Below are 25,557 nucleotides of genomic sequence, written 5' to 3'. Positions count from 1 at the left end.
CAAAGTGACTGCAAAATGGTCGTCACAGAAGCCTCTAAAACAAGAGTAAATCGTTGTAGGACATGGTCTTACAACGATTTTTCTTTGTATGCAGGCCATAGACCTGACGGCTTACCCCTAGGGTCTAATAGTCATCAATCGGTCAAATTCTGCTACAGAAACTGCTACACAAATCAAGGCGTAGCAATTAGTGTAGCAGTGACGGCTAAATGAAGGGCTAATTGAAGGCAGCAACATGCTCTCATTCAATGTGTAAGTAAGTAACTTTGTAGCACCTGCTACACTAAGGAATGATGCATTATGAGACAATCGTTCAAGGTGTCCTTCTACCTACGCTCCAACTACGAGAATAAAGAAGGCAAGTCGCCCGTCATGCTACGGATCTTCCTCGGAGGAGCTATGAGCAATCTTGGCTCCACGAAGATCTTCGTAGACAAGGCACAGTGGAATAGCAGAACCAGCCGACAGAAGGGACGCTCTTCAGAAGCCCTCGCTGTCAATGCTAGCCTAGATGCCATCTCCCCCAGCCTCCACTCCCTCTACCACAAGTACCAAGATGACCAAACGATCTCGCTCAACAAGCTCCGCTCCGCCTACCTCGGGCAAATCCAGGAGTTCAGCACCTTTCTCCCTGTCTTTGACAAGTTCATCGATGACATCCGTCAGCGCGTGGGGCACACCATCAGCAAGGAGAGCTTGCAGAAGTACAGCGTCCTGCGTCGGCACTTCTTCGAGTTCCTAGTGCACCGGTATAAGCGTAAGGACATCGGACTGATGGAATTCACGCCTGCCATCATCCAGGACTTCGAGCTATACCTCACGACAGTGGCTCTGTGTGCCTACAACACCGCAGTCAAGAAGATGAAGACCTTGAAGACCGTCACTATCTATGCTCTCAAGCGGGGCTATCTCCTCCAAGATCCTTTTCGAGATCACCACTTCCACCTCGCACCAGTGGACAGAGGCTTCCTCACCGACGAGGAGATCCTGAGGATAGCCAATAAGGAGCTGATGATTCCTCGCCTCGCGCTCGTCCGTGACCTCTTCCTCTTCTCCTGCTTCACAGGACTTGCCTACATCGATGTGGCCAATCTTCGGCGAGAGCATCTGGTCACCCTGGATGGAAAGGCATGGATCATGACACGAAGAAAGAAGACAAGCGTGGAGAGTAACATCCTCCTTCTAGACATCCCCAAGGCCATCATCGAGAAGTATAGCTCGAGTACGACTTCCAAGGACGGGAAGCTCTTTCCTATCCTCTCCAACCAGAAGATGAATGCCTACCTCAAGGAGATCGCCGACCTATGTGGCTTACAGAAGCGACTCACCTTCCATCTGGCTCGCCATACCTTTGCGACGATGTCGCTCAGCAAAGGCGTACCGATGGAGAGCGTCTCCAAGATGCTAGGGCATACCAACATCAAGACCACACAGATCTATGCCCGCATCACCAGCAAGAAGATCGAGCACGATATGGAGCAGCTAGCGGGTAAGCTCGATAAGTTCAACCAAGCCATGGGTCTCTAAGCCTATGCTCTCCCCTTAATACAAGCCCTATTATGAATCAGCCCAAGAAAGAGCTTTCCTACTTCCGACTCAAGCTGGAAGGCTACCTCAGAGACCATCATCCCGAGCTAATGGCCAACAGCGCCTTCATCGGAGCTCGTACAGACCTAGCCCTTTCCTCCTACTGCGATAGCGTAGCCCAGGGCTTCTCGCACCTCGAAGCGGAGGCAATGGCTAGCGAGGTCCTCTACCAGGGACTCCACTTCTCCAAGTATGACACCCTCGTCTCCATCCTCGAACAGGAGTTCTCCGAAGAGCTTCCCGAGCCCCTTCCCCATAGGCTCGCCCCCATCCTCCTGGGCAACAAGTCCATCCAAGCGGTCTTCTCAGGGTACGAGCTCCACGATGACTTTGACGGCAGTCCTGAGTACGAGCTACTCTACACCGAGCTGACGGGTACCATCGTCCTACTCATCGAGGAGAATCACCTCCCCACTCTCGACAAGGCTGAAGCGTAAGCTCAAGGACAAGGTATCATCCAGGGGACATGCGAGTATCAAGAGCCAAGATATACGCTCCGCTTCACACGTCAAGGGACCAGCGCCCTTGCCCTTTGTATCTCGGAGCATCTTGCCCCTGCTCTTGAATCTCTAGCATGTCCCCAGATATGAATACTCAAGCAATGAATCACGATCCGCACAGCCCCGTCTTCATCAGGGGTAAGGTCACTCCCGAGAAGCAGACGAAGGAGCAAGCTCCTCCCTCTCGCTCCATCGACTGGCGACGTATCATCGAGCTAGCGCTTCTCCTAGCACTCGTGGTAGCTGCTGTCTACCTCGTCTCGAGGCTCGTCACACCACAGCTCGTGACGATTGTAGGGGTCATAGCGGGCTTCCTCCTGCTACGCTTCGTCGTACGAACCGTCCTACAGGTCACCTTCACCATCCTCGGCTTCCTCTTCTGGCTAGCCATCTTCCTGGCGATTCTGATCTGCATCCTTTAGCAAGGATACTTCCTCATACTCTAGATGGGTGGCTGGCTCTCAGGAGCTAGCCACCCTTTTACTTTCGACTTATAGGCTTTGCACTTCTGCTTCTCATCCAGCCGCTCCACTTGATGCGTAAGCGACGGATGCTGTTTCTTTTCCCTCGCAAAGGTAGGACGGGGCTAGGGCTACCCCAAGGTCGGTGCCTGCGGTTGGCAGGAAAATCTCCACACTTCCGCCCCGAGGGCTCCAGGTCGTATTTTCCTTCCAAACCTTGTGTCCGCCATCGCCCCGCTACCTCTGTCTTGCTCGAAAAAGGAATCAGCATACTCCGATCGTTGGACGCATAAAAAAAATGTCACTATGGATAAGCAGAATGTAAATACCACACCTTCGATGAAAAGAAAAGGAGATAGCTCCTCCTCCCATTACCGCATAAGTTCGGGGCTTGAGGAGTGTGCGTGTGCCGTTGCGACTAAGTTCGTGAAGTGGGAGGTGCAACCCTTGGAAACCCTCTGTGCCTGTGAAGCCTACCTCCTGCGTGTGAAGCTCAATCGTGGCGAAGCGATGAGCCGTGAGGAAAAGGATTGGCTATGCGAAGCCGTGAACAGCAACACCTACTTCCGCACCGCCGTCCCCGTGATGGGCTACCGCTTTGACTTCTTCGATGTGCTGAAAAAGTACTTGGTCAAGCAATACGGACAATGGGCAGAATACTATGCCCCTGACCGCACCAGCCTACGTAAGCACCTTTATGGACGTATCAACCAGATTGTAGAAATCCCTAAATACTAAGGACAATGAGCGGAACAGAACACTTCACCCGTACCATATCTGAGTACCTCAACCTACGAGCAGCTACAGACCCTCTGTTTGCGCCCAAACTTATGAAGCCACATAAGAACATTGAGGACTGCATCACCTACATCCTAAGGCAGGTACAACAGAGTGCTTGCAACGGCTTTGAGGACGATGAAATCTACTCTATGGCAATACACTACTATGATGAGGACGATCTAGAAGTGGGTAGCCCTGTCGCCTGCCATGTGGTGGTCAATCATACCCTAGTCCTTACCGAGGAAGAGAAAGCCGAAGCACGCAAGCAGGCGATACAGCAGTATCAAGCCCAGGAGCTACGCAGGTTGCAAGAGCCGAAGCGAGTGAAAGCCAAGGCAAGCACCGACAGCGAGCAAGTACCCCAACCCTCCCTATTTGATATGTAGCTATGAAACCGAGAAACAAGTTTGAGCAAGCTGTCCTAGCTCAGAGCAAGTACCTCCGCCCCATAACGAAGACACAGAGGCAGTGGGCATTCCGTGAGTGCATTGAGCACTATGCCTATCGCCTACCCAAGGGCAACACTACTTGTATGGATTGTGGGCATTCGTGGCAAATGATTGAGCCTACCGAGCGTTGCACCTGCCCCCAGTGTGGGGCAGACTTAGAGGTCATAACGACAAGGGCGAGGAAGTTAAAGCAACGCCAGTATTTCACAGTACTGACTACTTCGGGAGGGTATCAAGTCTTGCGTATGTACTTGCTTATTGCGGGTATGGAGAAAGGCTACCAAGCCAGCTCCTCCGTCATGGAGATTGGTCAGTATTGGTGGGATGAGCGTGGCAGGCAGTCTATTGTCGCCGTACAGCGAACGATGGGACATTATATAGATAGCTTTGCCTACTATTCGCCTATGGCTATTCGTCGGGACAACGAAGCCTACCGCTTCGTCGCTCGTTGCCCTCTATGCCCCAAGGTTAAGCTAAGCGATACCCTAAAGAGGAATGGCTTTGAAGGTAAGTGCTATGGCATCGCTCCCACAAGCCTTATCCCAGCGCTCCTCACGGACAGCCGAGCCGAGACCCTGATGAAAGCTGGACGTACCGAGCATCTGTGTTACTTGCTCAGCCATCCACAGAAGTGGGATAGCTATTGGCCAGCCTACAAGATTACTCTCCGAAGGAGCTATGACATTACAGATATTGCCCTCTGGTGCGACTACATAGATGTGCTTATAAGGCTTGGTCGAGATACGCACAACGCCCACTACGTTTGCCCCGAAGACTTACGGCAAGCCCACGACGAGATCCTCCGAAAGTTGCGAGCCCGGCAAGAGCGAGAACAAGAGGAGCACAAACGACAGAAGGCGCAGGAGGATGAGGCACGATTCCAAAAACTCAAAGCCCCGTTCTTTGGGATTGCCTTTACTGATGGCACCATCCAAATCCGAGTGTTGGAGAGCGTGCAGGAGTATATAGAGGAAGGACAAGCTCTACACCATTGCGTATTCACTAATGAGTATCATCTCAAGGAGAAGAGCCTTATTCTATCGGCTCGCATTGAGGGCAAGCGGGTAGAAACCATTGAGGTATCGCTTGAAACGATGCAGGTCATCCAGTGCCGTGGCTTGCAGAACAAGAACACCGAGTACCACGAGCGCATCATCGAGCTCGTACATCAGAACATGAAGCAGATACAAAGTCGTGTAGCCTAAATACTAGCCCCAAGAATGACAGCCTCGGAGTAATAAGCCACTTCGAGGCTTCTTTTCTTTGCCTTGAGAGGAGCAGGCGACCCAAAGAAAAGAAGCAAAAGAAAGTCGCAAGGGAAGAGAAATACACCCTATAGGGGTACCCTTAGGAGACTATAGAGGAGTAGTGACAGCTACCAAGCTCCTTTACAGAATGCTCCTACATCCCTTCAGGCTAGGTCCGAGAGAAGACTGGCTGTAAAAAATAGGCATCTGTCCAGTGGGACAGATGCCTATTTTGGGAGACTTATAGTATGGGAGCTTAGTCAGCCTTCTTGTGATTGAATGAAAACGTCAGCTGTCGGACCTTGCCGAAGTTGTCCTCTATGTACACGTCAATCGTCTGCCGATCTGCTGACTGCGAGGTATAGTACAGGCGAAACTCCTCTCGCGCTAGGGGATAGCGGTCATTAGGCTTGAATGCTGCTCCTTTATCCAACCTCAGCATCCCCTTACCCTCGCTTTGGAAGTAGCGAAGAGTGTAGCGAGCCCCAGCAAAGCGACCAGCTCGTTTGAGAGAGCATCGTATCTCAGCCGTTTCGCCCCTACGGATGTCCTTCTGGACGGGCATCGTCTCCAGCGTGAAGTCGTAAGCCTGCTGTACCTCCAGCTCGCGGTCACAAGCGGGGAGACAAAGGCTCGCCACGGTAAGTAGCCCCATAGCCCACAGCATATTCACAAGTTTCCTTTTCATTGTTCCTCTTCGCTTTATAGGTTAAAGCGTAGTCCCAAGGCAAGGGCGGGACGAAAGTGGTGTAGATCAGACCCGAGGAGCAATCGCCCCTGAGCCTTGAGGACAAGGAGCAGCCTATCCGAGAGGAAGCATTCTACCGAGCTATGCACCGCCCCGCCATAGACGAGGCGTGAGCGGTCAAGAAGCGTTGCCCCATCGGGTAGCAAGGACTTCTCTTCATTGAGTTCTTCGTAGCCACCGAGGGCAGAGACCCCAAGGTAGGTAAAGATGTTCTTTCCCCTATCCGAGAGAAGCGGCTGCATATAGCCCAGCTGTAGGAGCATATCACGCATCGGTACGTCATAGTCACGATACGCTAGTCGCTGTTCTTCGTATTCAGCCAAGAGAAAGGCATAGTTAGCTCGCTTGAGGTACTTCGTAAGCGATACACCAAGGCCCCACTGCTCTTTGCTGAAGATCTTCGCCCCCTTGATAAGGGGCACGGATGCGATGAGCTCAATCCCCTGTTGCCTCGGGATGAGTCGCTGTGCCTCTACAGAGAAGAACCCACAGACGGCACAAGCGAGGAGTAAACACAACTTCTTCATAGGGCTTACCACTTGAGCTTAAGATTGTCAATCTTCCTGGCAAGTAGAAGGTCTTCCTCATCGAGGTAAAAGGCCAGCGTGCGTCCGCCACCTCGTTCGTAAAGCCTTACCTCAAGCTGTTTGTCCTCCGAGAGGGTAAACTGCTCGAGCACGAAGACCGTGCGCTCGCTCCCTTCTGCACGCACCCGAGTCACCTCGTGGTAGGCTCGTAGCGGTTGCAGGACCTGCTCCTGGATGGCCGTACGTCGAGCCACCTTCTTATCGACGACCTTGAAGCTGATGAAGTCTACCGAGTAAGGGAGGTTCGTCTCATTGTCGATGCGGGTATGTAGGTAGAGCAAGCCATTGTGCGCATAGAGCCCACGCAGGAGGAAGCGGATCCCAAACTGGCGTACCCCGATGTGTTTGACCGTCCGCTCATCATTCTGATGGATGGTCTTCATCATCAGTTTCACGAGGATAGGCGACTCACTCCCCAGCTCCTTAAAGTAGATGTCGGCACGGTTGCTCGGTAGCCTACCCTCCGTGCTTGACAAGAAGTCCGCCATCTCGACGCTGAGCTTCTCGGGCTCTTCGGCATACTTCACATTGAAGGCATAGAAGGAGCCATCCTCACAGATGACACTCATATTCGTCTCCGTCTCAAAGTCACGCACGACGGCCTTGACACGTAGGACATTCTCCGCATCCTCCGCTTTCCCTGCGATGAGTTTGTTGCTCCCGAGATCTACGTAGCGGATAGCGGAGGGGAAGATCAGATGCGAGGTCTTGTCAAAGGTGACCTCAAGACCATAGGGTAAGACCACACGCCCCGAGGGGATGGTCTTGCTCATCCCTTGATAGAGATCACCCGTGGAAAGCGGACGATAGCCCGTCTGAGTCCTCAGACTATCGGTCGTAGTCTGAGCAAGGGCGGTAGTCATACTCGCCCCGAAAAGCAGGGCGGAAAGAATCCATTGCTTCATTGTTATAGTGCTTTTACGGTTTACTTACTGGAAACTAAAAAGAGACGATAGCCGCCTTTGAGGGTCACTTGAAGCGTGCGGAGCTTCTTCTGAAGGAGCTGGCTCGCTCCCTGCATCACGCCACGAGCTGCTTCAGAGATGATCTGATCTTTGGCCGAGCTAGCAAAGGTGAAGGAAGTACCTACCGAGCCCCCTATGTTAGCCCCTACCTCCTTCAGGGCAGAGACCTGCTCTGCCCCCGGGATATAGATCCCCTCCTGCCCATCAAGGTCATAGGCCGAGAGCTTGACGGGAATAATACGCCCACCGATCTCCATGCTCTTGACAAGGAGCTGCAAGCGATTCCCCCCGAGCTTAGCTTGAGCGATTAGCAAGCTCTGCCGTGGGATACGTAGCTCCCCAATACGAGCCGACTCTAAGAGGCGTAAGGCCACATAGTCTCCCTCTCGTAGTATCGTCGTATGATCGACCACCACGGGCAGGGTGTTACGCTGGATAGAAGAGGCTTGAGCAAGCGCCGAGTGAAAGCCTAGATGACGCACCTTACTCCCGTACTCCTGCATGAAGGTTGAATCGGCCATGGGCTGAGCTAGGCTAGAGACCAGGTGCTTGGGATCTGCAAGGACCTCCAGCCTGGGCTCTTGGGGAGTGCTCTCCGCGTCTGGCTCTACGATGGGCCTTTCTTCTGCTCGAAGAAAGGCTTTAGCGGGAAGCTCCCCACCCTTGGGTAGGTACTTGGAGGCCATCTGATAGCTTCGCTCCATCAGGCGAAGCTGCTTTTCCTCATCATCCTCTTCACTCTCCTTCTTACGCAGAGCTTCACGGAGACCTTCGTTCTCGGCTCGCAAAGCATCACGCTCTTCTGCATTTGGATCCGGGGCATAGAAGGAGCTCAAGAGACGCTTATTCTCCTCATAGCGCTGGAGCGAGCCTTCGATCTTCGTTGAGGAAGCCTGCCCCTGCCCTTGGGCCTCGAGGGAGGCGGGCTCTTCGGCAAAGTAATCCGAGAGGCGCCCAATCTCCGCTTGTGTCTCGCTCTCCGAAGCCGACTTGTCGCTGAGCTCATAGCTCTTGAGCTTGTTATCGGTGAGCTGGCGCACTGTTGCCTCAGGGATATCCTTATTGAGACCCTCTTGCTCTGCGGCTTTATCCTTATCTGAGGGGGCAAAGATGAACCAAAGGGAGAGGGCGCAGAGCAGCCCCAGCCCTCCGAAGACGAGCCCCTTACGGAGCTGTTCTTGCTGTTTCTTATCCATAGTGTGCTATCTTTTGATGAGTGATTCTCGAGAGTTCACGCCCGAGGCTATCCAGCTGAGACGGGCGGAGAGGTGCATCCAGATGCTGGCGTCTGGGAATAGGTAGCTGGCGTGCTTCCTGCCTGGGGAAGAAGACCTGGACCAGCATCATAAGGGAGCAGGCTAGGTAGAGCATACTGATACCGTAGACCACATATCGACGAGCCCTAGGACTAAGCCGATCACAGTAAGCCCGAAGCCAGTAGTGCAGCCTGAGATAGTAGCGATAGAGGGAAAAGCGAGTAGACATGGCCTTAGCGTTTATAGCTCCGTAGATCTTGGTTCTCACGTACAAGGAAGTGCTCCATCAGGAAGCCCTGAGGGTTGTCATCCGAGCGGACAGAATTCTGTAGCGTGCAGCTCGTCACCAGGCTTCGCTCGGTGACATTACTCTGCCTTAAGATGAACTGCCTGGCGTAGGTCGTTACCTCATAAGGATAGCTCTCGAAGTTGCAGCGAATCGAGTCAATCACAATACGCTGATTGACATTGCCCGAGATCGCCCTATTGTAGTAACCCTGCTCCGCTAGGTCCTTGTAGTAATCGAAGGCTGACTTATCACAGAGGGCAAAGGCTCGGGACATATTCTCCTCAATAGCATCCTTGTCGGGGGCGATACTGAAGAAGAGCTCATGAAAACGACGGACATGCTCCCTAGCCTCCACAGGGCGATTACGCGAGGCATCTTGGCTAAGGGCCAGCATCAGGGACTTGCCCTGATCTAAGACATAGATCTTCTCCCGCTGCTTCTCGGCAAAGCGGTAAGAGCTATAGAGGGCATAGCCACAGACTCCTGTACAGAGCAAGGCAAAGAGGAGGATGTAGAGACGGATCTGACGGAATGCCGTCTCGATATTCCTTAATGACTGAAATTCCATAGTGTATACTGCACTCTTATGTTACTTTCCTTTAATGAGAGCACCCTTGATACGTCCACCAAGGTTGCCTATACTGGCACCTGCTCCTGCAGCCGCAGCCTTACCTCCAGCATAAGCCCCCTGCATCCCGCGCTGAGCCACCTGATTGACATTACGCCCATAGGAACCAATACCGCCTCCAGCTTCAATAATCCACCCAGCAACAGTAGGCACACAGAAGTAGCCCACCATGCCAATGAGGAAGAAGACGATGTAATACCACGAGCCTGAATCAGGCAGGTAGTTGGGATCGCTCAAGGCAGAGATGTCCTTCTGAATCATCAAGACCTGAATCTTAGTAAGGAGAGCCGTAAGGATAGAACTGACGGGTAGCCAGAGGTAAACCGAGATGTAGCGAGAGAACCACGCCGTCAAAGAGCCCGACAAGCCATCCCACACGGCAATACCAAAGACCACAGGACCCAGGATGGAGAGGACGATCAAGATGAAGGTGCGTAGCGTATCGATGATCAAGCCGGCGGCATGAAAGAGTAGCTCCATCAGATCATGAATCAGGTTCATAAACCACTGCTTCGTCTGATACGCAGCCCGCTCAGCATACATCCCTGCGATAGTGATGGCATCCTCGGGCCCGATAATTCCCATCTCCTCGATCTTCTGATCGAACTTCTCATTGGAGACCAGGTAGGCAGTCTCGGGATTACGGAGATAGGCCTCTTCCTTGAGTTTATCCCGCTTGGCCGTAAGCTCGGCAAGCTGCCCTTCCTGCTTGTTGACCATGGCTTCCGTCCCCTGCACCACGGGAGATAGAACGGTATTCATCGTCCCAAGAACCACCATCGGGAAGAACATGATACAGAAGCCCAGAACAAAGGGACGAAGAAGCGGATAGACATCCACAGGCTCTGCTCGCGCTAGCGAAGACCATACCCGAAGAGCTACATAGAAGAGAGCTCCCAGTCCGGCAATGCCTTTGGCAATCCCCGTCATCTCCCCAGCTAGGGGTAGCATCTCCTGATAGGTCGAGCGGAGCAGCTCGTGCAAACTTGTAAAGTCCATAAGCCCCTCCCTACCAGTAGCGACTTACATCACTGCCATACAGACTACGAACAGCTGAGAGATCCCCCTTCGCTCGTGCACGCACATAGCTGACCGAGATGTTCTTCTGCGTGTAGTACGACACGAGCGAGCGGTACTCTCGGAGCGTCGTATAGATGCGATCGATCATCTGCATACGCTCGCTATCGTTCATCGAGAAGACATTGCTCCCTGCCACAGACTTGAGCTCCTTGAGACTCTCCCCGCTTTGCTCCAGAAGCTTCGTGTAGCCAGAGGCGATGGCAGCCAGCTCAGAGGGTCTGAAGTTCTTATCCTGCAGCATACGCTTGTAGGACTTAACATAGATCTCAGAGATATCACCCACCATCAAGACGCACTCCTTGACCTTGTAGGCATCGCCAATCAGGTTATTGACCTTCTTCAAGGCTTCGTAGTACTTCTTGGTGTCATTGTAGAGCTTCTCAATCTCTTTGAAGCCCGCCAGCGTGTTCTTGACGGTCTTGCCCGCCGTGGCAATCTCTTTGACCGTATTGGCAATATTGCCAGCAAAGTTCATGGGATCACTCACCACCCACTGAGCATGGGCTCGTTGCGTGAAAAGGCTCCCTCCTAAGAGAGCCATCAGAAGGTACTTCTTCATTGTCTCTGTTGTTTTAGCTGCTTATTTCTTCTGCCGTTTTTCTTGAGCAAGGAGCCGTATCGCTCCCTCCATATCACCCCCAAGAAGCTCGGCCCGCTGGAGTACCTCCAGCTTCTCGGTCTCCTCAGTTGTATAGGTGAGGTACTCCTCAAGGGAAACCTCCGTAGCATAGACTGCCGACTGCATCCCGCCTAGACCAATCCATACCTCCTTGTAGAGGCGTCGAGGGTCATTACTCTGATTGATAGAGAGGATTTGGCTCTTCTCCTTATCCGATAAGCCAAGCATCGCCTGTATGCCATCGAACTTGGTCATGTACTTGCGCTGATCCAAGAGGATCTTACAGTCCGAGTTATTGATGATGCTCTCCTTGACGATGGGCGACTGAATGATGTCATCCACCTCCTGCGTCACGACAATAGCCTCGCCAAAGAACTTTCTGACCGTCTTATAGAGGTACTTGATATAGTCCGCCATATTGGCCGAGGCAATCGCCTTCCACGCCTCCTCGATGAGGATCATCTTGCGAATCCCCTTCAAGCGACGCATCTTATTGATGAAGGCTTCCATAATGATGATGGTCACCACAGGGAAGAGATCTTTGTTGTCCTTCACCTGATCAATCTCAAAGACGATGAAGCGCTTAGACAGGAGATCGATGTTCTTATCCGAGTTCAGCAGGAAGTCATAGCGCCCTCCTCGGTAGTACTGCTTAAGCGTTGTAAGCAGGTTATTGATATTGAAGTCGGAGAGCGTGACCTGGATCTCCCGCTGCTGCATATCCTCCCGATACACATCACGCAGATACTCGTAAAAGGTATTGAAGCATGGAGTAATTGTGTGGTCGGCTCTAATCAGCTCGATATAGGCATTGACCGCCGAACCCAATTCACCAGCCTCCGTCTTAGTAATCCGCTCCTCAGAAGACTTCCAGAGGGTAAGCAGGAGCGTGCAGATGCTCTCGCGCTTCTCTACATCGAAGACATAGTCATCGGTATAGAATGGATTGAAAGAGATGGGGCGCTCATCCGAGTAAGTGAAGTACACCCCATCATCCCCCTTGGTCTTGCGGTGTATGAGTTCGCATAAGCCTTGGTATGAGTTACCCGTATCGACGAGCAAGACGTGGGCGCCCTGCTCGTAGTACTGCCGCACCATGTGATTTGTGAAAAAGCTCTTGCCACTACCCGAAGGGCCAAGGATGAATTTGTTGCGGTTGGTGATGATGCCCTTCTTCATCGGCAGGTCAGAGATATCTAGATGAATTGGCTTCCCCGACAGGCGGTCGGCCATCTTGATGCCAAAGGGAGAGAGCGAATCCTTGTAGTTCGTCTCAGCCGTGAAGAAGCAGAGCGCCGGCTCGATGAAGGTATAGAAACTCTCCTCTGAGGGGAAGTCTGCAGCATTCCCGGGAATGCCTGCCCAATAGAGCGTCGCCGTATCGATGGTATTATGCCGGGGCGTACACTCCATCAGGGCCAAAGCTGAGCCGACATCATTCTTGATCTGTCGGAGCTGATCGGCCTCACTGCTCCAGGCTAGCACATTGAAGTGGGCACGAATGGAGGTCAAGCCCTGAGAATGGGCCATATTGAGGTACTCCTGTATCCACTCCTCGTTGATCTGGTTGCTTCGGCTATAGCGTGCCAAAGAGTGCATGTTTCTCGCCTGCTTCTCAAAGCGCTCGAGCGTCGCATCACTATCCTCGATGAAGAGGTACTGATTGTAAATATGGTTGCAGGAAAGGAGTAAGCCCACTGGCGAGGCAAAGCTCAGACGACAGTCACTGCGATCAGTGGATAGCCGCTCATAGCGGCCATCGGTACTGACCCGTGTCGGAAGATCCTCCGTATCACTAAGCGTATGCAAGCAAAGCCGGTGATCCCCGACGCGGACAAGGTCCGCTCCGAGCTGAATATCTTCAAGCGAAGCATGCCCCTCTTCCGAGAGGCTGAAGTAGCGATCCAAAAGCCCAGGAGTGTCTTCCGTTCCCACAAGCTCATCTTCCGTCATCCGCTCCAGACGAAGGAGTAGCGTGTCATTGATGATGCGCTCAAACTGGTCCACCGCCTCCATGAACTTGATGACGGCATCTTTATCTTCGATCTCCTTCGGAACAAGACGCCCTCGGCAGAGCACTGAGAAGTTGCTCTGCTGAGCCATACGCTTCCTATTGCTCTTCGTAAGGAAGAGATAGACCGAGTGCTTGAGATAAGGACGCTCATTGAAGTGGCGCTCCGAGGAGCGTGCGAGAAAGCTAAGCTCTCCCTCAGAGAGCTTGCCCTGATACTCTTCGCTGATGAACCAGTCTTGCTTATGTACGATACTGAAGTTAGGAAGCACCTTGATGGCCTTATGCCAAGCCGAGTGCATCGCTTCATACTCCGCCGAGGTCACGGTGAAGAGCTCGGGTAGCTCCACCCGAAAGGCGACCGTGATATCGGCATCCTTACTGATCAAGCAAGCTTGTTCAACAGCAAGCAGAGGGAACTTGGCCTCCAAGCTACAGGTCTTGCTCTTGTGTCTCATCTTCTGGACGATTTGAGCCGGTAGAATAAGTGTAGGACGCTACGGCGATGAGCCAAGTACCGGGGATGAGAGCGTAGTGCCCCCCGCTTCATCAGTCCATGCTCGCCATACTTGCGGTTCATAGCGAAGGTTTGCCACACCAGAAGCGAGGCACCCAATACGCCTATGCCGAGGCAGAGCAGCTGGCTGACGCCAAGGAGGTAGAGCACGACCACCACGATGAAGGTCGCCAGCAAGCCTCCAGCGAAGAGGAAGAGGTACTGCGCTTTCAGCCCCTTAAACTCCACCGTGCGTCCTACGCCTTTATTGATTTCCCAGCTAGCCATTACTTACAAGAAGAAGGAACGCAGGATCGTAGCCGCCACGATGAGGAAGATACAGGCACCGAACCAAGAGGCCGCCGTCTTACTCGTATCCGGGTCACCCGAGGAGAACTTGTTGTAGACCTTGATGCCCCCGATGAGCCCTACCACAGCTCCGATGGCGTAAATCAGTTTCGTGCCGGGATCAAAGTAGCTCGTCACCATCTTCGTGGCTTCGTTAATCCCTGCCATACCATTGCCTTGGGCATCCGCTACGACGGGTACAAGCAAGAGGGCTAGTAGCAGGAAAGCAAGTTTCTTAGTGTTCATATTCTAGGATCATAAATGATTACTATACCGGAATCACAGGTAATAGTCGAGCCCTTGCATGCCGGCTCTGGCGTCTTGACTTGGAGGAAGAGGAGCTGCCTCTTCCGTCTCAGACTCCGCCTCGCGGATAGCCTGAAGGAGCTTCTTGTGCACAGCTTCCTGTCTCAGGAGCTCCGCTTGGTACTGCGCTAGGAGGTCCGTACCCCGAAGACTTCGGAGCGACAAGGAGACTGTATCGGGTGCTTCTTCATCAAGAAGATCATCCTTCTGGCTCCACTGACTTAGGCGAAGAAGGTCACGGGAAAGGACGCTCGTAGAAGTGAGCTCAGCGCTGCTATCAGCTTCCCACTCCAGCTCCTCCCGAAGGACTTCCTCCTCATCGATCGCCTCCATCGTGTAGTCCACATCCAGCTCTTCATCTTCTAGGCACTCAGCTTCGACGTTCGACATCGCTACCGGTTCTTTGCCTTCCTCCTCAGCGCTTTGCTCCGCAAAAGTAGACGCATTCAGCTTCGATTCTTCAGCCGCAGAAGACCCGGGAAAGGGAGGGATAACATGGGCAGTCAAGCCCTTGCTCCTAGCAACCAGCTCGTGTGCTTCTTCCTCACGCTGCCGGGGCTCTTGTCGCTGACCTATCCTTGGGCGGGATAAGTCTCTCCAGCGCTCGTAGCTGTAGGCAATACCAAGGATAAGCCACACGATGCCCAGCAAGAGGAGCACGCAGAGTAGTATCGTCGTCATCATAGGGGAATCGTCGTTTTACGCCGTTGCTTAGCGCTGGCTTGGTTGAGGAGCTCGCGATGGGCTCTGAGGTGCTCACGGATGATATTGTCGATATAGCTCACCATAGACACGCGCTCATGTAGGTCTTGCAAGACACTGCGAAGGATCTCCAGCGTCTCGGCATTCATCGTAAAGGAGGTCTTCTCGCGGATACGTAAGGGGACAAAGTACCTCGCACGGTATTCCTCGATCGTAAAGACCTCCCCTAAAGGTCTTAAAGCTGCTACTTGCTCCGGGGGCGCCGATAGCACCGTCCTCTCCGGCACACTCCGCTCCTCATCGATGGGATCAAAGTTCGCCGTAGCAGACGAAGGACTTTGAAGCACCCCATCCTCTGCCATCTCTTGGAGCTTAGCATCCAGGCGCCGGCGCTTCTCTTCAATCGTGGCCATCGGTCGTCAGTGTGGGGAGCTGGAGGGCACTGAGAACCCATCCAGCTAGTTCATCGATGTTCGTCCCTGCTCGGAGGGCTTTGTTCGGCGGGAGGTAAGTCGAGCGAAAGACCCCACGTGCCCCGTACATCGACAGCTCATGCGAGAAGCGATGCGTTCTATAAATCGGGAAGGGGACAAGCGTAAGCCCCTCCTCCTGGATATGCTGCGTGTAATGCGTGATAAGTGTATTGCGCACCCGACGATCCACCTTATTCCACAGAAGCCAGATATCCTTGATCCGAGCCGTCTGCATCGAGACACCCAAGTCCTGGATGCTCTTAGCATAGCTCAGGCAGGCGACCATCGACTGGATGTCAGGCTCCAAGGGCGAGAGGATATAATCCATCTCCAGCGAGAGCTCAAGAAGCTCCCTCGTCCCCGCATGACCAGGGAAGTCAAAGACGACCAACTGGTAGCCTTCTTCGGGATACTGCATCGCAAGCGCTTCTGCTCGAGCAACTGCCTCTTCTGGTCGAGCTTTGATGATGCGGTAGGAGCGACGCTCGAGCTGATGGAAGTAAGTCTGCATATAAGCCGTCAGAGCTGGATCCTCTCCTATCGTCCCCTTCTCTCGCTCACGGAGCTTGAAGAAGGAGTCCTGAGTCAAATCACAATCCACGACAAAGAGCGAGATACCCTCCTCATAGTAAAGCATACTGCTGAGGATCTCGGCTAGGGTACTCTTACCCACACCGCCCTTCTGTGAGGAGAAACCGAGATATAAAGGTCGAGGTCGAGAGCTTTGCATAGCAAGCAATTGAGAACTGAATTAATTACCATGATGAGCGAGACAATAAGCGGGAGATCACTTAAGCAATCGCAAGGACTGCATCTCGAGATGTCGAGATCTCGAGATCTCGAGGTCTCGAGAAATTAATTAATCGACATCTCGAGTGCTCTATCGCTCGCTCTGACTGCAAAGTAAGAGCTTAATTTTCCCCTTTCTGGGAGTCAAGGAAGAGACGGGAAAGGCAAGGGGAAAGTGGGCAGTGTGCTTATAGCAAGCCACTTACAATGAGGAAGTAACTTTGCAGCAGAATAGAAACATCGTCTAACACGACCGAAGGAGACAGCCCCCTAAAGGGCTGGATGCTTCATCGCAATCAACTCTTTCTACTGGCAAGGTGTGTCTTTGTCCGACAAACTATCGTTCTGCCGACAAAGACCCTTGCCCCAAGAGGGGAGCGAATCACTCCGAAGTCGTAATTACTACACCAAGAGCTATGTCTGAAAGGATAGAACGCTGGGACCGATGGGATACCCGACTGCCCAGCACCAAAGACCAGGAGAGAGTGATCGCCCTCTTCCATAAATCAGGAGCCAAAACGAAGTCAGACTTCGTGCGTGCTCGCCTCCTTGACGAGAGTTTTAAGGTCATCACCGTAGATAAATCCGCCATCGAATACTACCGGAAACTCTCCCAGCTGACGGCTCAAATACACAAGATAGGCGTCCTCTACAACCAAACAGTAAAGGCTATCAACAGCTATCACTCAGTCAAGGCAGCACAGGTAATGCTTCAACGCTTAGAGCAGTACTCCCAGCAAATAATCACCCTAGAGCAGCAAGCTATCAGCCTAACCCTAGACTACCGAAAGCGATGATTGCTAAGATCTCGAGCTCGGAAAATCTAGCTGGAGCCCTCGGCTACAACTTCAAAAAGGTAGTATCTGGGGACGCGAGCGTTCTCCTAGCTGAGGGCTTGTATGCCAATCCTGAAGGTGGCTATACCATGGAAGAAGTGCTTAGCGATATGCAGGCAGCTATTCCTAAGAAGTGTCGCACGAAGAATGTGGTCTTTCATTGCTCGCTTAATCCGCACCCAGACGAAAAGCTATCCGATGAACAGCTTACACAAATCGCCCAGGAGTATATGCAGGCACTCGGCTATGGCGAGCAGCCCTACATTGTCTTTAAGCATAACGACATCGCCCGTGAGCATATACACATCGTATCACTCCGTGTCAATAGCGCTGGAGAGAAGATTAACGACAAGTTTGAGAACAGACGCAGCAAACGAATCACCGATCTCTTGGAGCGTAAGTATGGACTCATCCCCAGTACACCTAGCAAGGAGCAGAGGACAAATGCCCCCGCCTCCCAAGAGCACTTGCCCCTAGATAATATCCGAAGCGAGATGGCCCAAACTCTTCGTGGGGTATTAATGCACTACCACTTCTGCTCCTTGGGTGAGTTTAATGCCGTTTTGAGGAGGTATAACCTCGCTGTCGAGGAGGTCAAAACCACTTACCTGGGCAAACAATACGATGGCTTGGTCTATGTATCGACCGATGATAAGGGCAACAAAGTGGGTATCCCCATACACGCCTCCAAGATTGGGCGGGGAGTGGGTTACGCTGCCGTTCAGCATAAGATGAAGCAGTCCAAACAAAGCATTAAACCCTTCATCGCTGGTATACGACAAAGAGTATTGGCTGTGATGCGGACTCCTCCCCATAGTGATGCGGATCTCTTAACTCGTTTACAGGAGCAAGGGCTACGTTGTATGATTCGCAAGAACGACAGTGGGCGTATCTATGGCATCACCTTCATCGATGACAACCTTGGTATAGCACTCAATGGCTCGCGCCTGGGAAAGGGCTATGCCGCCAAGCAGTTTGAAGCCTACTTCTCAGCCCCTGAGTCTAATCGCTTCCTAGACGAAAAGCTCTATGGAAACTTATCATCCCCCTGGGAGGCACCGAAGGGCCTCGCCCACAGTATTCCCCTCCTCGCGGAAGGAAGTGATAACCCCATGGAGTCGATATTAGACGAACTTATCGGAGATCTTCCCCTTACAACCGGTAACGACGATTGGAAGGAAGCAAGCTGGCAGCGCAAGCTCCGTAGACGACATCGGCTTAGGCTCAAGAGAAGAAAAGGCTGAACAAACCAACCTCCCTATTCTAACTTTAACAAGATTACAGCTATGGCACAAGAAGACGACCTCAGAGCCCTCGGGAAGATCATGGACTTCATGAGAGCGCTCTCCGTGATATTCCTCCTTATCAATGCGTATTGGTTCTGCTATGGAGCCTTCCTCACCTGGGGCTTCACTCTCGGTATCGTGGACAAGATCCTTATGAACTTCCAGCGAACAACCAGCCTCTTCTCATCCATCCTTTGGACGAAACTCTTCTGCCTCGTCTTCCTTGCGCTATCCTGTCTCGGAACCAAGGGTGTCAAAGAGGAGAGCATTACTTGGCCAAAGATTTGGGCAGTGCTCGCTGTGGGCTTTATTCTCTTCTTTCTCAACTGGTGGCTACTAGCTTTGCCCATCGGCAAGGTAGGTGCTGCCTCACTCTACATCTTTACCCTCTCCGTGGGGTATATCTGCCTCCTCATGGCTGGTGTGTGGATGAGTCGCCTGCTCAAGAACAATCTGATGGACGACGTCTTCAACCTCGAGAATGAGAGCTTCATGCAGGAGACACGCGTCTTGGAGAACGAATACTCCGTGAACCTACCCACCCGATTCTACTACAAGAAACAATGGCACAAGGGATGGATCAACATTGTCAATCCCTTCCGTGCATCCATGGTACTTGGAACCCCTGGCTCGGGGAAGTCCTTCGCCATAGTCAATAACTACATCAAACAGCAGATCGAGAAGGGATTCGCCATGTACATCTACGATTACAAGTTCCCAGACCTCTCGGAGATCGCCTACAACCATCTCTTGACACACCTCGATGCCTATGAGGTAAAGCCTCAGTTCTTCGTCATCAACTTCGACGACCCGCGCAAGTCGCATCGCTGTAATCCCATCAACCCCGCCTTCATGACGGACATCTCCGATGCCTACGAGTCCGCCTACACCATCATGCTCAACCTGAACCGGACATGGATACAGAAGCAGGGAGACTTCTTCGTCGAGTCGCCCATCATCTTACTGGCGGCCATCATCTGGTTCCTCAAGATCTACCAGGGAGGCAGGTACTGTACCTTCCCCCATGCCATCGAGTTCCTCAACCGCCCCTACGCCCAAATCTTCCCTATCCTCACCGCCTACGATGAGCTCGCCAACTACCTGTCCCCCTTCATGGATGCCTGGGAAGGTGGAGCACAAGACCAGCTACAAGGGCAGATCGCCTCGGCAAAGATTCCACTCTCTCGTATGATCTCCCCAGCACTCTACTGGGTAATGACTGGCGATGACTTCTCCCTCGACATCAATAACCCACGTGAGCCCAAGGTCCTCGTCGTGGGGAACAACCCCGACCGACAGAACATCTACTCTGCTGCCCTGGGACTATATAACAGCCGTATCGTCAAGCTCATCAACAAGAAGAAGCAGCTCAAGTCCTCCGTCATCATCGATGAGCTACCAACCATCTACTTCCGTGGCCTAGACAACCTCATCGCAACAGCTCGCTCCAACAAGGTAGCTGTATGTTTAGGTTTTCAGGACTTTTCACAGCTCACACGTGACTACGGAGACAAGGAGAGCAAGGTGATTCAAAACACTGTGGGGAATGTATTCTCAGGACAAGTTGTGGGCGAGACCGCCAAGACCCTCAGTGAACGCTTCGGTAAAGTCCTCCAACAACGGCAATCAATGACTATCAATCGCAACGATAAATCTACATCCATCTCCACGCAGATGGACTCGCTTATTCCAGCGAGCAAAATCAGCAACCTTACCCAAGGTATGTTTGTAGGTGCAGTCTCCGATAACTTCGATGAACGTATCGAGCAGAAAATCTTCCACGCTGAAATCGTTGTCGATGTAGCCAAAGTCTCTGCTGAGAGCAAAGCCTACCTGCCTATACCCACTATCGCCACTTTCCCAAACGAAGATGGCTCCGACAGTCTCACCGAGACCATCGAAACCAACTATAAGCGCGTCAAGCAAGAAATTCTATCCCTTGTAGAGTTAGAGATTGAGCGAATCAAGAGTGACCCTAACCTCGCACACTTATTGAAAGATAACTAGAAAAGATCTCCTAGCACCTTCTGCAAAATATTCCCTGAAGTTCGTACAATCGTAAAGTCCACTTCATGGTTTTGTAAAAGGGAAAGTTCACTTAATAGAAATAAACAGAAGGCTTCCTGCCTACCCAAGCTATCTCTCCATGATGATAGCTTAACGAGTTTACCCTCAACTTCTCCCATTGGAGTATGCAGTGTTATTGGTAGCTTTTCTGTAGGGGACAATGCAGGCCTTCTATCTGAGAACTTGATAAGTACGGCTGTGGGGGAGGCTTCTAATGAGTCAGGGAGCGCTCTAATAACAGCCGTACCGGTATATATCTGCTTGTAAGGAATAGAGTAGCTTACATACACAAGGATAACAAGTGCTGCAAGGATCGCTAGCGCTCCATAGCGAAGCAGCGAAGGAGGGACCTGACCAATGATACTGCGTACCTTCTCGCTACGAAGCTCTAAATCGTGAGCGCTCTTACCAATCTCCTTTTCATAGGTGCCCATATCAATTCCCTAATTCTAGCTGGTTCTTTACGAGCGTATAGTACTTACCTCTTTTAGCTGTGAGCTCCTCATGAGTCCCAACCTCAACGATTTTCCCTGCATCAAGGACTACAATCTGGTCTGCATAGCGTACCGTTGATAGGCGATGAGCTACCACAATAACTGTTTTCCCTTTATAGAAAGAGCTCAAATTTTCTGTTATTCCTCGCTCATTGTTTGCATCAAGTGCATTTGTTGCCTCATCAAGAAAGACAAATTGAGGATTTTTATAAACCACGCGAGCAATGAGAATCCGCTGTCGCTGTCCTTGGCTTACCCCTTGCCCATCCTGTCCTATCATGGTGTTATAGCCTAACGGAAGAGCCTCAATGTAGTCCGCAATATTGGCAACTCGTGCGGCGTGACGGATACGCTCTAGCTCAGGCTCCTCATCACTAACTGCGATGTTTCGGGCTATCGTGTCAGAGAAAAGGAAACTTTCCTGCATAACTGCTCCACACTCGCTGCGCCACCATGTGAGCTTATATTCCTGCAGAGGGACGCCTCCAAGGAGGATTGCGCCCTCAAGCGGAGGGTAATACCCAAGTAAAAGTTTGAGGAGTGTGGTCTTTCCACTTCCACTGGCTCCAACGATTGCTGTTACTTTATCTTGAGGGATAGTTAGCGTGATATGAGAGAGTATATCTTTTCCACTATAGCGATCATACTTAAAGCTTAAGTCCCTGATATGTAAGGATTGCGCTAAAGGAGCTTCTGTACCATATCCAGCTCGTGTACGCGCCTTATCCTCTTCATTCTTTGATTGATGGATCTCATTCATACGCTCCAGACTAATGCTTACCTCTTGCCATGAATACACGAAATGAATAAGCTTATCAACCGGACTATTGAGCTGCCCGATGATATACTGGACAGCAAGCATCATCCCAAGTGTCATCTCTCCATGGATGACAGCGGTAGCAGCAAGGACAGTTATAAGGATGTTTTTTATCTCGTTGATCGTGATACTACCTATTTGCTGGATTTGATCAAGATTCAGGCTCTCAAGGCTGACTTTAAATAAGTCAGCCTGTACATCTTCCCATTCCCAACGCTTACGCTGCTCGCAGCCCTGAAGCTTGATTTCCTGCATCCCAGCGATAAGCTGGTAGGTGACATTGCGATTGCGACCAGCTTGCTCAAAGTATTTATAATCAAGCACCCTGAGCTTTTTGAGGAAGAGTACAATCCAGCCAGCATAAAGTAGAGCCCCAAGAATGAAAATGAGGAAAATACCTAGATTATAGGACGCTAGGACTCCGCCAAAAACAAGAAAAGTGAAGAACGAGAATATGAGGCTCAGGCTATTCGATGTTAAGAAATGCTCTACCCGTCGGTGATCTTCGATACGCTGTAGCAAATCTCCCATAAGCTTTGTGTCAAAGAAAGACATGGGTAGCTTCATCAGCTTAATGAAGAAGTCCGAGATCAGGGAGATGTTAATCCGTGTGGAGATATGAAGTAGCAACTTGGAGCGTATGAAGTCTACGATGGTGCGGCTAAATAGAAGCATCAGCTGTGCCAGAAGTACAAGCCAGATAAAGCTAATCTCCTTGCCTCCAATCCCAGTGTCTACTATCGATTGTGTGAGAAATGGGAAGATGAGCTGCAGCAGAGAAGCCAGGAACAGCCCGAGCATAAGCTGAAAGAAATAGCGGTGGTACTTCTTTAGATAGCCCCAAAGAAAGCTAAGGCGAGAGGGCGTAGCTCCCTTCATTGTCCATCTGTCTATCTTTTGCGCTGCGACAAGGGTATGGAAGAGTGAGGTTGGCTCTAGAAGCAGTGCAATGCCTTTCTCTTCTCCCTGGCTTTGGGTGCTGATCCAATATGCTTGGAGCTCTCGCTTACTGTACTCAAGCAAGCCCATCCCTGGATCTGCAACGTAAAATATAGGATGATGCTTCTTCCTACGTACTTTATAAAGGACTACAAAGTGATTTTGCTTCCAGTGAAGGATGCAGGGTAGCTTAGCCTCTGTGATGAGTGAGTCTAAGGTAAGCCGACCTCCAATTGTATGGAAACCAATTTCTTCAGCAGCTTTACTTATGCCAAGGAGAGAAACGCCACCGATACCTAAAGCACAGGCCTTACGTAATGCCTCAACGTCAGGATGCAATCCATAATGCCCAGCTATCATTGCCAAGCATGAGGGGCCACAATCCATCGCATCTTGTTGTCTGATAAAATAAGTTTTCACATATTTTCTTCTTACCTTGTAAGATGAATGCTACAGATTCTAAAGACGCTGCAACTCACTGCTGGAGTCTTCGCCCTTGAAGCGATTTTTCTTCATGTTGAAGCTGTAGTTTAGCGTCAGCTTGAGTCTGCGACCATCTGGCCGCTGCGCATGGTGTATCTTAAGTTCTCGTGCGCGCAGCGTAACGGAACTATAGCCCGTATTAAAGGCATCATCAAGCGAGAGCGATAGGCGCAGTCGCTGATCGAAGAAGGTCTTATTAATAGATAAGTCCATCTGCCAATAAGCATCCACTTGGCTCAGCTCCTGACTGCCACCAGAGAAGTAACTTGCCTCCATGCTGAAGTTTAGGCCTTGCTTGCGAAAGAGAAAAAAGTTCCTCAGGCTTGCCATCAGACTGGCATCACTAAACTCCTCGCCCTCGAAGCGCAAAAAAGGCTTATGCACAAGCAGCTGCAGACTTGGGCGCCAGAGACCAAAGCGTGGGCTCCACGAAGCACTGAAGTCGAGCGCACCGGAGTGTGGGATGTTATAAGGCTTGGAGAGAGCTACGGCAAGCGCTGGATCATACTTCGTATAGAAATATATAGCATTGTGCAGATGCTGGTACTCCACGGCGGCCTGTAGATCCTGCCACTGTGCCCCAAGGGCGAGAACTTGCGTATTCTGGGGTAGAAGATAGCGGTTACCCCCTTCGTAGAGGTACTCATTATTGTACTGATGGCGGTCACTCAGGAGGTGATACGAGGGGCGCTTGGTCTTAGTCTGGTAGGAGAGGCTCAGAGCAACGGGGGCTTGTAGGGCTACTTGCACCGAGGGCATCAGGTAGTGATACGCCTTACTCTGCTCAGGCTGCAGCACACCCGCCTCATGATAGTCGTACTTATTGTATTCGTAGCGTAAGCCCAGCTCTGCCATAAGACTACCCCAAGCCCTTGTGTAGCTAGCAAAGGCGGCATAAAGCTGGTTCTCAATCTTCGAGTCAGCTTGTCGCAGGGTGCTGAGTGTCGCCACGTGCCGCTGCTTGTTCCTTGTCCATGCAGCCTCATTGCCTAAGGTTAGCTGCCCCTGCCCTAGTTGGATGAAGTGCTGCAGGCGTGCCGAGAGGAGCCGGGAGCGCTGCTCGAGGTCAGAGCGGTGGTGCTTAGGCGTTTGCCCTGCTTGCTCAAGGGAGAATTTATTCTCCGCCTCCTCTCGCTTGAAGAAAAGGTTCATATCATAGCGCAGCTGATAGCTGGGAGTAATTGTCCCCAGGTAATAGGCATTCAGACTATGGTAGTGATCCTTATTGGAGTAGTGCGAGTGCTGCGCCTCTTGTCGGGAGCTTCCTTTGGTCGAGATATGCGACTGTATGTCTGAGTCGATCTCCCACTTGGGCTTTTGTGTAAAGTCATACTGTAGCCCAAGACTATGCTCTTTACTGGGAGTGTAGTTAACCCCCGCAATAAGGTAGCGGGAGCAGCTTTTATCCTCCTGGTCGACTTCCATAGAGATCTTCGTCGCCTGAGCAGTAGGCAGCTCCATCAGGGTACTACTACCGTAGTGGCTGCGCTGCGAGCGGTTACTAAGCGTGAGGAAGTAGTCGAAGGCTCCTTGCTTGTAGACGAGTGAGGCAAACTCTCGCAAGCCGAAGCGCCTGCCCTGACTTGCCTGCAGAGAGACTCTACCGCCAAGCCCATCCTCGGGGTTGCGTGTCTTGATCTCAAGCACTGATCTTGTGGAGGCTCCATAGCGTACCCCTGGGTTAGTGATGATCTTCACAGAGACAATATCCTTACTATCGTAGCGAGAGAGCAGCGAGAGATCCGTCACCTCACGGCCGTTAACGTAGACAAGGGGCGTACCACGCCCGACGACACTGATCGCTTCACCACGAACTGAGAGGCCTGGGAGCATCCCCAAAAGGCTAAAGACGCCCTCGACCTCCTGCAGTCCGAGGAGCTTGACATTGATCACACGCCCATCGGGCACAAGGCGTATGGCCCGTGGAGCCCGAACCCATACCTCCTGCAGCAGGCGTGTCTGCTCACTGAGCTGCACTTGTAGCTGCTCAGGCAGTACTGGCGGGATATGGTGTACGGCGTAGCCTACGCTTCGGACTTCGAGGAAGCAGCGTGTGCGATCTGCCTCGTCGCCCAGCTGCAGTAGAAATTGCCCTGCCTCATCGCTCAGGGTGCCCCCCACATAGGAGCTATCGGAAACAGAGCGCAGGACAATGTTCGCAAAGGGGATATACCCCCCTTTCTCATTGATGACCGTTCCCCGTATTACCTGCCCAATTAATTGTGAGGGAACAAACAGTGAGACAAATAAACATAGGGCCCTCAGTGTTATTATTTTCATCTTTCTGACACCTTAAGTTTGATGTTCTTCAGTT

Annotated in this window: 25 protein-coding genes; 9 read left to right on the top strand and 16 right to left on the bottom strand. The window is 51.8% G+C overall.

Going from position 1 to position 25,557, the window contains the following annotated elements; all coding sequences use genetic code 11:
- Positions 1 to 300: 300 nt before the first annotated feature.
- From HMPREF1556_RS00530 to HMPREF1556_RS00505, 6 genes are all read left to right on the top strand, one after another.
- Positions 301 to 1,527, top strand: a complete 1,227-nt coding sequence (locus tag HMPREF1556_RS00530; protein ID WP_021666206.1) for a site-specific integrase — start codon at positions 301 to 303, stop codon at positions 1,525 to 1,527.
- A gap of 32 nt (positions 1,528 to 1,559) precedes the next feature.
- Positions 1,560 to 2,024 carry a DUF1896 domain-containing protein gene (locus HMPREF1556_RS00525; RefSeq protein WP_021666205.1) on the top strand — a complete coding sequence of 155 codons (465 nt, stop codon included), beginning with the start codon at positions 1,560 to 1,562 and terminating at the stop codon, positions 2,022 to 2,024.
- A gap of 149 nt (positions 2,025 to 2,173) precedes the next feature.
- Entirely contained in the window at positions 2,174 to 2,509 is a 336-nt protein-coding gene (locus tag HMPREF1556_RS00520; RefSeq protein WP_021666204.1) for a hypothetical protein, read from the top strand.
- Positions 2,510 to 2,887: 378 nt separating this feature from the next.
- The gene (locus tag HMPREF1556_RS00515; protein ID WP_083476354.1) at positions 2,888 to 3,286 is read left to right on the top strand and encodes a hypothetical protein; all 399 of its coding nucleotides are present in this window, start codon (positions 2,888 to 2,890) and stop codon (positions 3,284 to 3,286) included.
- A gap of 5 nt (positions 3,287 to 3,291) precedes the next feature.
- A complete protein-coding gene (locus tag HMPREF1556_RS00510) occupies positions 3,292 to 3,714 on the top strand; it encodes a PcfK-like family protein (protein WP_021666202.1) in 423 nt (140 codons plus the stop codon).
- 2 nt (positions 3,715 to 3,716) lie between these two features.
- A complete protein-coding gene (locus tag HMPREF1556_RS00505) occupies positions 3,717 to 4,982 on the top strand; it encodes a PcfJ domain-containing protein (protein ID WP_021666201.1) in 1,266 nt (421 codons plus the stop codon).
- 298 nt (positions 4,983 to 5,280) lie between these two features.
- Here the strand turns inward: HMPREF1556_RS00505 and HMPREF1556_RS00500 are convergent, their stop codons facing one another.
- The 13 genes from HMPREF1556_RS00500 to HMPREF1556_RS00435 form a co-directional block, all read right to left on the bottom strand.
- Entirely contained in the window at positions 5,281 to 5,712 is a 432-nt protein-coding gene (locus tag HMPREF1556_RS00500) for a DUF3872 domain-containing protein (RefSeq protein ID WP_021666200.1), read from the bottom strand.
- Between the two features lie 14 nt (positions 5,713 to 5,726).
- Positions 5,727 to 6,299: a conjugal transfer protein TraO gene (locus tag HMPREF1556_RS00495; RefSeq protein WP_021666199.1), complete on the bottom strand. Its 573-nt coding sequence runs from the start codon at positions 6,297 to 6,299 to the stop codon at positions 5,727 to 5,729.
- Positions 6,300 to 6,304: 5 nt separating this feature from the next.
- The gene (traN, locus tag HMPREF1556_RS00490) at positions 6,305 to 7,264 is read right to left on the bottom strand and encodes a conjugative transposon protein TraN (RefSeq protein ID WP_021666198.1); all 960 of its coding nucleotides are present in this window, start codon (positions 7,262 to 7,264) and stop codon (positions 6,305 to 6,307) included.
- Between the two features lie 20 nt (positions 7,265 to 7,284).
- Complete coding sequence (gene traM, locus HMPREF1556_RS00485; RefSeq protein WP_021666197.1) at positions 7,285 to 8,520, bottom strand: conjugative transposon protein TraM; 1,236 nt, start codon at positions 8,518 to 8,520, stop codon at positions 7,285 to 7,287.
- Between the two features lie 293 nt (positions 8,521 to 8,813).
- Complete coding sequence (gene traK, locus HMPREF1556_RS00475) at positions 8,814 to 9,437, bottom strand: conjugative transposon protein TraK (RefSeq protein ID WP_021666195.1); 624 nt, start codon at positions 9,435 to 9,437, stop codon at positions 8,814 to 8,816.
- A gap of 21 nt (positions 9,438 to 9,458) precedes the next feature.
- Positions 9,459 to 10,496 (bottom strand): conjugative transposon protein TraJ, encoded by a 1,038-nt coding sequence (traJ, locus tag HMPREF1556_RS00470; RefSeq protein ID WP_021666194.1) that lies wholly within the window; start codon positions 10,494 to 10,496, stop codon positions 9,459 to 9,461.
- Between the two features lie 10 nt (positions 10,497 to 10,506).
- Complete coding sequence (locus tag HMPREF1556_RS00465) at positions 10,507 to 11,136, bottom strand: DUF4141 domain-containing protein (protein WP_021666193.1); 630 nt, start codon at positions 11,134 to 11,136, stop codon at positions 10,507 to 10,509.
- 21 nt (positions 11,137 to 11,157) lie between these two features.
- A complete protein-coding gene (locus HMPREF1556_RS00460; RefSeq protein WP_021666192.1) occupies positions 11,158 to 13,665 on the bottom strand; it encodes a TraG family conjugative transposon ATPase in 2,508 nt (835 codons plus the stop codon).
- On the bottom strand, positions 13,662 to 13,991 hold the full coding sequence (locus HMPREF1556_RS00455; RefSeq protein ID WP_021666191.1) for a DUF4133 domain-containing protein: 330 nt from the start codon (positions 13,989 to 13,991) through the stop codon (positions 13,662 to 13,664). The genes HMPREF1556_RS00460 and HMPREF1556_RS00455 overlap by 4 nt, the downstream gene beginning before the upstream one ends.
- A gap of 3 nt (positions 13,992 to 13,994) precedes the next feature.
- Positions 13,995 to 14,297 carry a DUF4134 domain-containing protein gene (locus HMPREF1556_RS00450; protein WP_021666190.1) on the bottom strand — a complete coding sequence of 101 codons (303 nt, stop codon included), beginning with the start codon at positions 14,295 to 14,297 and terminating at the stop codon, positions 13,995 to 13,997.
- A gap of 33 nt (positions 14,298 to 14,330) precedes the next feature.
- Complete coding sequence (locus tag HMPREF1556_RS08785; RefSeq protein ID WP_021666189.1) at positions 14,331 to 15,041, bottom strand: hypothetical protein; 711 nt, start codon at positions 15,039 to 15,041, stop codon at positions 14,331 to 14,333.
- A complete protein-coding gene (locus tag HMPREF1556_RS00440; RefSeq protein WP_021666188.1) occupies positions 15,038 to 15,472 on the bottom strand; it encodes a DUF3408 domain-containing protein in 435 nt (144 codons plus the stop codon). Before HMPREF1556_RS00440 ends, HMPREF1556_RS08785 begins: the two co-directional genes overlap by 4 nt.
- Positions 15,459 to 16,262, bottom strand: a complete 804-nt coding sequence (locus HMPREF1556_RS00435; RefSeq protein WP_044125019.1) for a ParA family protein — start codon at positions 16,260 to 16,262, stop codon at positions 15,459 to 15,461. The genes HMPREF1556_RS00440 and HMPREF1556_RS00435 overlap by 14 nt, the downstream gene beginning before the upstream one ends.
- A 475-nt stretch (positions 16,263 to 16,737) precedes the next feature.
- Between HMPREF1556_RS00435 and HMPREF1556_RS00430 the strand changes: the two genes are divergently transcribed.
- From HMPREF1556_RS00430 to mobC, 3 genes are read left to right on the top strand one after another with little or no spacing between them, the layout of a single operon-like run.
- Entirely contained in the window at positions 16,738 to 17,118 is a 381-nt protein-coding gene (locus tag HMPREF1556_RS00430; RefSeq protein WP_021666186.1) for a hypothetical protein, read from the top strand.
- Entirely contained in the window at positions 17,115 to 18,401 is a 1,287-nt protein-coding gene (gene mobB, locus HMPREF1556_RS00425; protein ID WP_021666185.1) for a conjugal transfer protein MobB, read from the top strand. Before HMPREF1556_RS00430 ends, mobB begins: the two co-directional genes overlap by 4 nt.
- 42 nt (positions 18,402 to 18,443) lie before the next feature.
- Positions 18,444 to 20,450, top strand: a complete 2,007-nt coding sequence (gene mobC / locus HMPREF1556_RS00420) for a conjugal transfer protein MobC (protein WP_021666184.1) — start codon at positions 18,444 to 18,446, stop codon at positions 20,448 to 20,450.
- Here the strand turns inward: mobC and HMPREF1556_RS00415 are convergent.
- From HMPREF1556_RS00415 to HMPREF1556_RS00405, 3 genes are all read right to left on the bottom strand, one after another.
- Complete coding sequence (locus tag HMPREF1556_RS00415; protein WP_021666183.1) at positions 20,447 to 20,944, bottom strand: hypothetical protein; 498 nt, start codon at positions 20,942 to 20,944, stop codon at positions 20,447 to 20,449. The genes mobC and HMPREF1556_RS00415 overlap by 4 nt on opposite strands.
- 1 nt (position 20,945) lies before the next feature.
- Positions 20,946 to 23,120 (bottom strand): peptidase domain-containing ABC transporter, encoded by a 2,175-nt coding sequence (locus HMPREF1556_RS00410; RefSeq protein WP_021666182.1) that lies wholly within the window; start codon positions 23,118 to 23,120, stop codon positions 20,946 to 20,948.
- A gap of 99 nt (positions 23,121 to 23,219) precedes the next feature.
- Positions 23,220 to 25,364 carry a TonB-dependent receptor domain-containing protein gene (locus HMPREF1556_RS00405; RefSeq protein ID WP_044125018.1) on the bottom strand — a complete coding sequence of 715 codons (2,145 nt, stop codon included), beginning with the start codon at positions 25,362 to 25,364 and terminating at the stop codon, positions 23,220 to 23,222.
- Between the last annotated feature and the right edge of the window lie 193 nt (positions 25,365 to 25,557).

Origin of the sequence: Porphyromonas sp. oral taxon 278 str. W7784 (assembly GCF_000467855.2) — a bacterium.
Taxonomy (GTDB): domain Bacteria; phylum Bacteroidota; class Bacteroidia; order Bacteroidales; family Porphyromonadaceae; genus Porphyromonas.
Note: the sequence above shows the minus strand (reverse complement) of the source record. Positions and strands in the feature narration are given on the sequence as shown.